General features: G+C 62.8%; 8 protein-coding genes, 1 tRNA gene and 1 riboswitch. Of the genes, 3 read left to right on the top strand and 6 right to left on the bottom strand.

What is annotated here, in order from left to right:
- Positions 1-145: 145 nt before the first annotated feature.
- Positions 146-1,309, top strand: a complete 1,164-nt coding sequence (locus DY201_RS07355; protein ID WP_115730638.1) for a M20 aminoacylase family protein — start codon at positions 146-148, stop codon at positions 1,307-1,309.
- 151 nt (positions 1,310-1,460) lie between these two features.
- A tRNA-Arg gene (locus DY201_RS07350) sits at positions 1,461-1,537 on the top strand.
- A gap of 247 nt (positions 1,538-1,784) precedes the next feature.
- Here the strand turns inward: DY201_RS07350 and DY201_RS07345 are convergent.
- On the bottom strand, positions 1,785-2,921 hold the full coding sequence (locus tag DY201_RS07345) for a GGDEF domain-containing protein (RefSeq protein WP_115730637.1): 1,137 nt from the start codon (positions 2,919-2,921) through the stop codon (positions 1,785-1,787).
- Positions 2,922-3,425: 504 nt separating this feature from the next.
- On the opposite strand from DY201_RS07345, the gene DY201_RS07340 reads away from it, so the two are divergent.
- Complete coding sequence (locus DY201_RS07340) at positions 3,426-5,162, top strand: LVIVD repeat-containing protein (RefSeq protein ID WP_115730636.1); 1,737 nt, start codon at positions 3,426-3,428, stop codon at positions 5,160-5,162.
- A 75-nt stretch (positions 5,163-5,237) separates the two neighbouring features.
- Here the strand turns inward: DY201_RS07340 and DY201_RS07335 are convergent, their stop codons facing one another.
- The 5 genes from DY201_RS07335 to DY201_RS07315 all read right to left on the bottom strand — a co-directional run bounded on the left by DY201_RS07335 (position 5,238) and on the right by DY201_RS07315 (position 11,250).
- Positions 5,238-5,987 carry a F0F1 ATP synthase subunit A gene (locus DY201_RS07335; RefSeq protein WP_115730635.1) on the bottom strand — a complete coding sequence of 250 codons (750 nt, stop codon included), beginning with the start codon at positions 5,985-5,987 and terminating at the stop codon, positions 5,238-5,240.
- Between the two features lie 298 nt (positions 5,988-6,285).
- Positions 6,286-7,683, bottom strand: a complete 1,398-nt coding sequence (gene lpdA / locus DY201_RS07330) for a dihydrolipoyl dehydrogenase (RefSeq protein ID WP_115730634.1) — start codon at positions 7,681-7,683, stop codon at positions 6,286-6,288.
- Positions 7,684-7,687: 4 nt separating this feature from the next.
- The gene (locus DY201_RS07325) at positions 7,688-8,995 is read right to left on the bottom strand and encodes a dihydrolipoamide acetyltransferase family protein (protein ID WP_115730633.1); all 1,308 of its coding nucleotides are present in this window, start codon (positions 8,993-8,995) and stop codon (positions 7,688-7,690) included.
- A 2-nt stretch (positions 8,996-8,997) separates the two neighbouring features.
- Positions 8,998-10,011, bottom strand: a complete 1,014-nt coding sequence (locus DY201_RS07320) for an alpha-ketoacid dehydrogenase subunit beta (RefSeq protein ID WP_115730632.1) — start codon at positions 10,009-10,011, stop codon at positions 8,998-9,000.
- A gap of 3 nt (positions 10,012-10,014) precedes the next feature.
- Positions 10,015-11,250 (bottom strand): 3-methyl-2-oxobutanoate dehydrogenase (2-methylpropanoyl-transferring) subunit alpha, encoded by a 1,236-nt coding sequence (locus DY201_RS07315; protein ID WP_115730631.1) that lies wholly within the window; start codon positions 11,248-11,250, stop codon positions 10,015-10,017.
- Between the two features lie 184 nt (positions 11,251-11,434).
- Positions 11,435-11,551: riboswitch (TPP riboswitch) on the top strand.
- Positions 11,552-11,665: the final 114 nt, after the last annotated feature.

Genomic DNA, 11,665 nt, shown 5'->3' with positions numbered 1-11,665 from the left:
TACGAAAGACCATGGCCACGGCGTCGCCGCCGCTGCTAAATAACCTATGTGACGCCAAGATGGCAGATCTCTGGCGATCACAATTGCGAATCCGGACCCTGGTTCCATACCGAGTGAGTCCACCACACAGGAAGTCGAGACCACCATGCCGATCCTGAACCGAGCCGCCGAACTGCAGGACGAGATCGCCGGCTGGCGCCGTCACCTGCACCAGAAGCCGGAGCTCAATTTCGACGTCTTCGAAACCGCCGCTTTCGTCAAAGCCAGGCTCGAAGAATTCGGCTGCGACGACATCGTCACCGGCCTGGGCAAGACGGGCGTCGTCGGCATCATCAAGGGCAGCCTCGGCGCTGGCGGCGTGGTCGGCCTGCGCGCCGACATGGACGCGCTGCCGATCGAAGAGATCACCGGCAAGCCTTACGCCTCAACCGTACCTGGCAAGATGCATGCCTGCGGCCATGACGGCCACACCGCCATGCTTTTGGGCGCCGCCAAATATCTCGCCGAAACGCGCAATTTCGCCGGCTCCGTCGCGGTCATCTTCCAGCCCGCCGAAGAGGGCGGCGGCGGTGGCAACGAGATGGTCAAGGACGGCATGATGGAGCGTTTCGGCATCCAGAAGGTTTTTGGCATGCACAACATGCCGAGCCTGCCGGTCGGCCAGTTCGCCATCCGTCCGGGCGCGATCATGGCGGCGACCGCCGAGTTCACCATCACCGTCAAGGGCAAGGGCGGCCATGCCGCCATGCCGCACCGCGCCATCGACCCGATCGTCGCCGGCAGCCAGCTGGTGACCGCACTTCAGGCGATCGCCTCGCGCAGCACCGACCCGGCCGAAGCGATCGTCGTTTCGGTGACCAAGTTCAATGCCGGCACCGCCTACAACATCATTCCCGAACAGGCGGTCATCGCCGGCACCGTGCGCACGCTGAAGAAGGAGATCGCAAAACTCGCCGAAGAGCGCATGGGCGCCATCTGCCGCGGCGTCGCCGAAGCCACCGGCACGGCGATCGAGCTCGACTACGACGCCAATTATCCGGTCACCTTCAACCATGAAAACGAGACGGTGTTTGCCGGCGATGTCGCCGCGTCAGTCGCCGGCGAAGCCCAGGTGCACCGGGCGATCCAGCCCTTGATGGGCGGCGAGGACTTTTCCTACATGCTCGAAGCCCGCCCCGGCGCCTTCATCTTCATCGGCAATGGCGACACCGCCAACCTCCACCACCCGGCCTACGACTTCAACGACGAGGCCATCCCGCACGGCGTCAGCTACTGGGTCCGCCTCGCCGAAACGGCCCTGGCGGCCTGACCCTTGCCTGCAAAACGCCTCCAGGGCTGCCAATCGGCCCTGGACGCAGAAACAGCATTTGGCACGGTCGGCAACCGCCAAAACGTTTCAGCCGCAGCCTGCCAAAAACCGTTGGCGAATCCGTTTGAAGCCGCTATGTGTGCAGCCGAGTGGTCCCGTAGCTCAGTAGGATAGAGCGGCAGATTCCTAATCTGTAGGTCACAGGTTCGATTCCTGTCGGGATCACCACTCGAAAATCAAAAGTGTGACGAAGTTTCAGCTGGTGATTTTCCGGCAGCGCTGGCCCTGTGAAATTCTCCACCCTTATCCGCAACGAGAGGTCCCGCAGATACGGTACGGCCGACATGCAACGCGTCGCCGAACGGCAGGGTCGGGGCCGATTGCGGACTGTCCGATCTTGGGACGTCCAACATAGATAGCGGACAGTCGGTCCGGCGTTTGAAGTAGCACTCTGAGAGGGCCATGTTAGCGTGCCTTACTCGGCAAGATTAACGCGATCGCGACCGTTGCCCTTTGCCCTATAGAGGGCATGATCGGCACGCTCGATCAAAGACGGGAGGCCTTCATCCTCCCGCGCAATCGCGACGCCAAAACTGGCCGTCGGGTGTGCCTCACCCGCTACGGTGTCAAATGCGATTTGTTTAAACGTTGTTCTTACCTCTTCCGCCAATTGGTAGGCAGAGTCGCTCGCGTTTGAAGGCAACATGACTGCGAATTCTTCACCACCAAGACGCGCCATGATCGCATCGCCGGGCGCCTTCTGCTTGAGAACCTCGGAAAACCTCCGAATGATCAAGTCGCCACCGCTATGGCCGAATAGATCGTTGATCGATTTGAAGTGGTCGAGATCAGCGAGGATCATGGCAGGCGGGGTGCCGGCCGTCCGCTTCGATAACGCCCTTAGTGCGAGCGGTTCGAAGCCGCGGCGATTGAACAATCCGGATAGGGTATCGATCAGCGCATCAGTCTTGATTTCATCCATCACGTCGCTTGCAATAACCGCAAACACACCAACAGCAGTCATCGCGCAGATAAGAGCATCCGAAATCGAAACGACAAGCCAGTAGGAACCTTCGAAGCGCTCGCCGGAGGCCCCTGACGCGATCAAGAAGAGCGGGCGAAGAAGATAGCCTGCGCATGATACGAGTAACAACCCGAGCAGCACCTGCTCGACCGGCGAGCGGCGTGGCGCCTTCGCGACGTCCCACAACATCAGGAGGCTGAGCAGGGCCAGCCCAGAATTGAGAATGATGACGCGGGCGAGCAGGTTCGGTTCGATGAACTGATAATAGTAGAGCGGTCCGAGCGTGATCGCAGCGATAGCAAGGAGAGCGCCGTAGCGAGGCTGTCGTAAGCGCCGATTGGACAAGCCGATAGAGAGCAGCATTATCGCGAACAGGAGGAAGATGTTCGCCGAATATCGCAAAACCGGATTTTCAAGGGAGAAGGCAAAGTAGAAAATGCCGAAGCACAGCGACCGAATCCCATAGGATAGGCCGAGCACCCCTATATATTTCAGGGCGCGATTGTTTCGCCATATCGTTAGCAGCGCGATACAGAATATCGCAGCCATACTCGTATTCAACAAACCTATGACATTGTAATAGTTCATACATCCAATCAGTAGTGAAAATCCGGACCGGCCCGCATGGTTGGAGAGGTTGCCATAGTCCCGGTAAAGGCGGAATGAACGTCATTCCACAGCGAACGACCGCTTGGGAGATGATCAAGTGCAGCACCGAACGGCCGATATCAGGCGCACAGCAGCCGCAAATCAGGATTGACAAGAACGACCGAAACTGGCCGGGAAGCCAACTGCTTAGTCGTCGAGGTAAATCGATCCTTAGGCGCGCCGATCCTGAACAGTCGTGCAGATTTCGAACCCTATCGGGATCACCACCCCATTCCCTCTCGATATCTCAGATGCAACGCGTGGCCACATCAGCCCCTTTCTGCATGCAATTTACACCCCATGCATGCAATCCCACCCCCATCTATGCCACTCCCTCATACCCACCTGCCGAAAATTCACTTTTCTGACTGACCGAACTTTCCTCAACTGACCAAGCCGGCCCGATGCGAAGAACGTGGGCGGCCAACCGTCGGGAGGGACGTCATGACACCTAGGATTATCGCGATCGGCTGTTCGGTGCTGGCGCTGACGGCCGGCGTGGCTGAGGCCGCCGACTGGGGCAGCAAGGTGCCGACGGAAATCAACATCACCGATCCCTACCTCAAGCAGTGGAACGCCTTGACCTACGACAAAGCGCCGCCCGCGCTGGAGCCGGGCAAGGATTATGGCATGGCGGAGGACGGCACGTTCAAAGCGCCGCGCGCCACGCCTTTGGGCGAAAGCCCGGCCTTTCCCGGCCAGCTCAAGGCCTGGGACGACAACAGCTACAGCCACAATGTCGAGGAGATCGCGTTTTATCCTGAAGTAAGCTCGCCCTGGCATGCCTGGCCCGACGTCGCCGACTTCGACGGCAAGCGCTACATGTATGTGCACGACCGCGACTATATGCGCGTGCTCGACATCACCGACCCGGCCAAGGCCAAGGTCGTCTATTCCAGGGGCGGCGTGTGGGGGCCGGAGGGCTCGAGCGAGGACTGGGACGCCAAGACGGTCCAGGACTATTTCGGCGGCATCACCATCGCCTGGAGCGCGAAGCTGCAGAAGAACGTCGTCGTCGCCTCCTACGAGATCGGCCGCTTCGGCATTCTCGACAACAAGCGCACCCAGCCCGACATCGTCGCGAGCCTGCGCAACTACAATTCGCTCAAGGGCTTCAAGGTCTATGAGATGAACGGGCCGACGCCCGACGACTGGAAGCTGATCGCCACCCGCACCACCGACACCAAGAACCCGGATGCGCCCATCGGTCAGCAGCAGGGTTCGGGTTCGCTCGATGCGCCGGCCTGGTTTGGCGGCAAATACATGTATCTGTCGGCGGCACCTGACGATTCCTACGCGCTGACCGAATACCCTGATTACCTGCACTCGCCGGGCTACCAGGTCTGGGACATGTCGGACCCGGCCAATCCGGTCTTTGTCAGCCAGGTCACGGTGCCGGGCCAGGTGGTCGGCGACAAGGCAAGCGAGGACGCCTATCTGATGAACCCGCGCGCCGGCAACCGCACGTCATGGATGGGTTCGCGCATGCCGCCCTTCCTGCCGACCCCGGTCGAAAAGGGCGGCAAGATAGCCTTCGGCGCGATGGGTGGCCTTGGCCTTTACACCTTCGATCTTTCCAATCCCGACAGGCCGGAGATCAAGGGCCATGTCGAGACGGCGCCGAGCTTTGCCGGCACCGAGTTCGACAATGTCGACACCAGCCAATATGCCCGCACCGGTTATGTCCTTGCCAATGGCTATCCGATGAACTCGAACTGCTACGAGCCCTACAAGGACGTGCTGGTGATCGACGCCAAGGATGTGGCGGCACCCAAGGTGGTGGCGACCTTGCCGCGCCCGACGCCGCCGAAGGAGGCGAAGTTCACCGATTTCTGCCAACGCAAGGGCAGCTTCGGGCCCAAGCGCTCCGGCACCACCCACCAGCCGGGTCATGGCCGCGACGGCATCGTGCCTTACGCCTTCTACAATGCCGGGCTGCAGATCTTCGACGTCAAGGACCCGGCACAGCCGAAGATTACTGGCTATTTCGTGCCGCGTTTCCCAACGACTTCGGAAATGCCCGACTACACCTTCGACAATGCCAGCTTTGCGGTGTTCACCGAATATGACCGCAACATCATCTGGCTGTTTTCGGTCGGCGGCGTGCACGCGCTGAAGACGCCGCTGCTCGGCGAACCCAAGATGGGCAAAAGCGACCATGTCTGGCCGCCGCGCGACTGAGCCGATCGATCTGCTTTGGCGCTCAAACCCCGGCTTTATGCCGGGGTTTTTGTTTTGTCGCGCAAGCGCGCCCGGTCAGTGCCCGGAGTGCAGGGCATCGTTGAGATACATGCAGGTCAGCATGGTGAAGATGTAGGCCTGGATCACCGCCATCAGAAGTTCGAGTGCGGTCAGCGCGACCGTCATGGCCAGCGGCAGCACGGCGGCGAAGATGCCGAGCGTGCCCATGCCGCCGAGGCTTGCGACAAAACCGGCAAAGACCTTGAGCGTGATGTGGCCGGCCAGCATGACGGCAAACAGACGCACCGAATGGCTGATCGGCCGCGAGATGTAAGAAACGATCTCGATCGGCACGATGATCGGCGCCAAGGCCAGCGGCACGCCGGATGGCAGAAACAGCCGGAAGAAACCAAGGCCGTTCTTCCAGATGCCGTAGAGCGTGACGGTGCCGAACACGATCATGGCGAAAGAGAAGGTGACGATGATGTGGCTGGTGACAGTGAAGGCATAAGGAAACATGCCGGCGAGGTTGGCGATCAGGATGAAGACGAACAGCGAAAACACCAGCGGGAAGAACTTCATGCCGCCCTCGCCGGCATTTTCGCGCAAAGTCTTGGAGACGAACTCGTAGATCAGCTCGGTGATCGACTGCAGCCGCGTCGGCACCAGCGCACGCGCACTGGTCGACACCAGCAGGAACAGCCCACCGAACACGGCGACGCCCACCATATAGGCGGCGGAGTTGGTGAAGGCGATCTCCTGGCCGGCAAACTCGAACAGGGTGAAGATCGGCTTGATTTCAAATTGTTCTATCGGTCCGGCCATGGCGCCTCTCCGGTCTGGGTGATGCGAATGCGAAAGCTCGCGCCCCGGAACCGAATCCGGAAGCCTGACAGGGTCGAGCGCACAGCGCAGTCCGCCGCGCGGAGGCTGCATGTTTTCGCGGTTTCAAGGTGTGGATCAGTTCGGGTGACAAGTCTGCGGCGCCATCTCTTGGATGGGGCCGTCCCCGAACGTGCTAGGCACTGGTCGTCCAGTGCGTGGGCTTGTTAGCCCAGCTTGGCTGATTGGGCAAGGCTGGAGGGGACGCGGCGCAAGGCCGCGTCCATATCGGGATAGGGCATCAGATGTGGAGCGCGTGGCCGAGCGTGCGCAGTGCAGCCTCGAGGAAGGCTTCGCCCTGGGTCGGGTGGGCATGGATGGTGCCGGCAATGTCTTCCAGCCTGGCGCCCATCTCGATCGCCAGGCTGAAGGCCGAGGAAAGCTCCGAGACACCGGTGCCGACGGCCTGGATGCCCAGCACCAGATGGTTGTCGGCACGCGCAACGATGCGCACGAACCCGTCTTCGCCGAGCAAGGTCATCGCCCGGCCATTGGCCGAGAACGGGAATGACGCCGACTTGATCTCGATGCCAAGCGCCTTGGCCTCGTCGGGCGAAAGGCCCGCGGTGACGACCTCCGGATCGGTGAAGCAGACGGCAGGGATCGAGCGCTTGTCCCAGCTGCGCTTGTGGCCGGCAACGATCTCGGCGACCATTTCGCCCTGGGCCATGGCGCGGTGCGCCAGCATCGGCTCGCCGGTGACGTCGCCGATGGCGTAGATGCCGCGCATCGAGGTGCGGCACTGCTCGTCGATGCGGATGAAACGGCCGTCGCGGTCGAGGTCGATCTCTTCGAGGCCCCAGCCTTCGACCAGCGGCTTGCGCCCGACAGTCACCAGCACCTTGTCGGCCGCAATCTTCTGCTCGCTGCCATCGGCGGCTTCGACCAGAAGCGCATCGCCCTTGGCGGAAAGCCCCTTGGCCTTGGCGCCTGTCAGCACCTTGACGCCGAGCGCTTCGAGCCGTTTGGCGACGGGCCGGGTCAGCTCGGCATCATATTGCGGCAGGATGCGCGGCAAGGCTTCGACGACCGTCACCTTGGCGCCGAGCTTGGCAAAGGCGGTGCCGAGCTCGAGGCCGATGTAACCGCCGCCGACGACGGCCAGCGCTTGCGGCACCTGCTTCAGCGCCAGCGCCCCGGTCGACGAGATCACCGATCCGCCAAAGGGCAGGAACGGCAGCTCGACAGGCACCGAACCGGTGGCGATGACGATGGTTTCGGCGCGGATCACCTGCAGGCCGGTCTCGGTGTCGACCTCGACGGTCTTGCCGTCGCGGAAGCGCGCCCAGCCCTGCACCGACTTGACCCGGGCCTTCTTGAGCAGGCCGGCGACGCCTGTGGTCAGGCGGCCGACGATGCGGTCTTTCCAGGCAACCGTCCTGGCGAGATCGAGTGCCGGTGCCGACAGGGAGATGCCGAGCGGGCTTGTGCCCGCCGCCATCTCCGAGACCTTGAGATATTCGTCGGCGGCATGGATCATCGCCTTGGAGGGGATGCAGCCGACATTGAGGCAGGTGCCGCCCGGCTTGACCGCTTCGACGATGACCGTGTCGATGCCGAGCTGGCCGGCACGGATGGCGCAGATATAGCCGCCGGGTCCGGCACCGATGATCAGAAGCTTGCAGGAGATTTCCTTCACAGCCTCAGCCCTCCACGAAGATCATTGCCGGCGCTTCGAGCAGCGCCTTGAGGCGCTGGACAAAGACCGCCGCGTCCCAGCCGTCGATGACGCGATGGTCGAAGCTGGACGACAGGTTCATCATCTTGCGAGGCACGAACTGGCTGCCGTCCCACATCGGCCGGATCATGATCTTGTTGACGCCGACGATCGCCACTTCCGGGTAGTTGATGACGGGCGTGGTAGCGACACCGCCCATCGCCCCCAAGGAGGTGATGGTGATGGTCGAGCCGGTCAGCTCCTCGCGTGTCGCCGTGCCGGCCTTGGCGGCCTCGGCAAGGCGGTTGACCTCGACGGCGCAATCCCACAGGTCGCGCGCCTCGGCATGCTTGACCACAGGCACCATCAGCCCGCCCGGGGTCTGCGCCGCCATGCCGATATGCACGCCGGCATGGCGATGGATGATGCCGGCATCGTCGTCATAGATCGCATTGAGCTGCGGCTGTTCAGCCACCGCCTTGACCAGCGCCCGCATCAGGAACGGCAGCAAGGTCAGCTTCGGCCGGTCCGGCTTCTTCGTGGCGTTGAGCTTGGCGCGCAACTCCTCGAGAGCGGTGACATCGACCTCCTCGACATAGGTGATGTGGGGGATGCGCGACTTGGCCAGCGCCATCTTTTCGGCGATGCGCCGGCGCAGGCCGATGACCTTGATCTCCTCGACCCCTGACTTGGCCTGCAAGCCGGCCACTGGGACCGCAGCACCGCGCGCGGCAAAACCGTCGAGATCCTCATGGGTGACGCGGCCGGCCGGACCGGTGCCGGGGATCTGGCGCAGGTCGATGCCGGCTTCCTTGGCGCGCAAGCGCACGGCGGGCGACGCCAGCGGGCGTTCGCCTTCCGGCCTGGGCAGGCCGAGCGTTGTCGCACGTGGCACAGGCTTGAGTGCTGCCGCGGGTGCTGGTGGCTTTGCCGCAGGCTCGGCTTTCTTAGCCGGCGCAGGAGCCGCTTCCACAGCTGCCGGGGCCGGCTGCCTGGCCTCGCTTTTCGGCTCGGCCGGGGCGGCCTCAGCCACAGTTTCCGCCGGTCCGTCGCCGGCAATTTTGATGCGCACGATCGGCGAACCGACGGCGACGGTTTCGCCGATCTCGGCGCCGAGCCAGATGATCTCGCCATCGACCGGCGAGGGAATTTCGACCGTCGCCTTGTCGGTCATGACGGCGGCGATCACCGCGTCCTCGCGCACGAGGTCGCCGATCTTGACGTGCCATTCGACCAGTTCGGCCTCGGCCACGCCTTCGCCGACGTCGGGAAGCTTGATGACATGTTCGCCCATGTTCAGGCCCCCATCGTTTCGATCAAAGCTTCGCCGACCCGCTTGGGACCGGGGAAATAATCCCATTCCTGAGCATGCGGATAAGGCGTGTCCCAGCCGGTGACACGCGCAACCGGTGCCTCGAGATGGTAGAAGCAGTGCTCCTGCACCAGCGCTGCAAGCTCGGCACCGAAGCCCGAGGTCAGCGTCGCCTCATGCACGACGACACAGCGGCCGGTCTTCGTGACCGAGGCGATGATGGTGTCGAGGTCGAGCGGCAGCAGCGTCCTCAAGTCGATGATTTCGGCGTCGATGCCGGTCTCTTCGGCCGCCGCCTGGGCGACATAGACCATGGTGCCGTAAGCAAGCACGGTGACGGCTGAGCCAGCCCTGCGGATCTTCGCCTTGCCGAGCGGGGTGGTGTAGTGCCCCTCGGGCACCTCGCCCAGTTCATGCTTCGACCAGGCCGTGACAGGCCGGTCGTGATGGCCGTCGAAGGGGCCGTTATACAATCGTTTCGGCTCCAGAAAGATCACCGGATCGGGGTCTTCGATCGAGGCGATCAGCAGGCCCTTGGCGTCGAGCGGGTTTGAGGGAACAACGACCTTCAGGCCAGAAACATGGGTGAACAGCGCTTCCGGGCTCTGGCTGTGGGTCTGGCCGCCGAAGATGCCGCCGCCGGTCGGCATGCGCACGACGATCGGGCAGGTGAACTCGCCGTTGGAGCGGTAGCGCAATCGTGCCGCTTCCGAAACGATCTGGTCATAGGCTGGATAGACATAGTCGGCGAACTGCACCTCGACACAAGGCTTGAGCCCGTAGGCGGCCATGCCGATGGCGGCACCGACGATGCCGAGTTCGCTGATCGGCGCGTCGAAACAGCGCGAGCGGCCGTATTTCTGCTGCAGCCCCTGGGTGCAGCGGAAGACGCCGCCGAAATAGCCGACATCCTCGCCAAAGACGACGACATCGTCGTCGCGCCCCATGGCAACGTCCATGGCGCTGCGGATGGCTTCGATCATGGTCATGCGCGGCATGGTCTATACCCCCGCCTTCTGGCGCTGGCGCCTCAGATGCGGCGGCATCTCGGCATAGACGCCTTCGAACATGTCGCGCGTCGACGGTTTGCCACCGGCATGCAGCGTGCCGTGGCTTTCGGCTTCCTTCTGCGCGGCGATGACGGTTTCGAGGATTTCCGCCTCGGCCTGCTTGTGGCGTTCGTCCGACCACAGGCCACGCTTGATCAGATGGTTCTTGAGCCGGATCACCGGATCGCCGAGCGGCCAGGCGTCCGATTCGGTCTTGGGCCGATAGGCGGAGGGATCGTCCGAGGTCGAATGCGCGCCGACGCGGTAGGTGACATACTCGACCAGCGTCGGGCCGAGATTGCGCCGGGCGCGTTCGGTCGCCCATTTGGCCACCGCATGGACGGCGAGATAGTCGTTGCCGTCGACACGCAGGGCCGCGATGCCAAACCCAAGCCCACGCGCCGCAAAAGTGCCGGAGCCGCCGCGGGCGATGCCCTGGAAGGTCGAGATCGCCCACTGGTTGTTGACGATGTTGAGCACCACGGGCGCCTTGTAGGTCGAGGCGAAGACGAGTGCGGCGTGGAAGTCGCTCTCGGCGGTGGCGCCGTCGCCGACCCATCCGACGGCGATCTTGGTGTCGCCCTTGATCGCCGATGCCATCGCCCAGCCGACCGCCTGGATGTACTGCGTCGTCAGATTGCCGGAGATCGAAAAGAAGCCGTGCTCCTTGGAGGCATACATGACAGGCAGCTGCCGGCCCTTCAGCGGATCGCGCTCGTTGGAGTAGATCTGGTTCATCATCTCGACCATCGGATAGCCGCCGGCGATCAGCAGGCCGGCCTGGCGATAGGTCGGGAAATTCATGTCGCCTGGGATCAGCGCCTTGCGGAAGGCGCAGCTCACCGCCTCCTCGCCCATATGCTGCATGTAAAACGAGGTCTTGCCCTGGCGCTGCGCCATCTGCATGCGTGCATCGAAGGTGCGCAGCGTCATCATGTGACGCAGGCCCTCGAGCTGCTCCTCGTCGCTCAGCGTGCCGGCCCAGGGGCCGACGGCATCGCCCTCGCGGTTGAGCACGCGGATGATCGAATAAGCGAGATCGCGGATGTTGCGCGGGTCGACATCGACCTCGGGTCGCGCCACCGATCCGGCCTTGGGAATAGGCACATTGGAGAAGTCGGGCGTCCCGCCCGGCCGAACCTCGGGTTCGGGCACGTGAAACTTGAGTGGCGAGGGATTGTCCGTCACGGATGTTCCTCCTGTCTCGCGCAGGCCAATTGGTCCTCCCTGCGCGGCAGACAATTTATGTCAGCAACGCTGACCTATTATCCCAACGCTTTCGAAACCGCAATGGCTGCTGAGGCGAGTTTGGCATTGTCGCGACAATATCGAAAGCCCGGTTGACAGCACCGGCCTTCCTCCCTCATGTTGCCGGCCTCACCAGGGGGGTCCCGACAAGGGGCTGAGATACTGCTCGCTAACGCAGCGCAGTGACCCGTTGAACCTGATCCAGTTCACACTGGCGTAGGGACGGTGCGAGGCGTTGCGGGTCGGGCATTCCGGCTTTGGCATTCGGGCTCATGCCCGAAGACCACCAGGCAAACCTCACCTCCTCCTCATCGCACGAACTGGGTCTCCATTGCGGCGCATCGCGTCCGAAAAC

Source organism: Aminobacter aminovorans (assembly GCF_900445235.1).
Taxonomy (GTDB): Bacteria; Pseudomonadota; Alphaproteobacteria; order Rhizobiales; family Rhizobiaceae; genus Aminobacter; species Aminobacter aminovorans.
The sequence above is the reverse complement of the archived record's forward strand: the minus strand, read 5'-3'. Positions and strand labels throughout refer to the sequence as shown.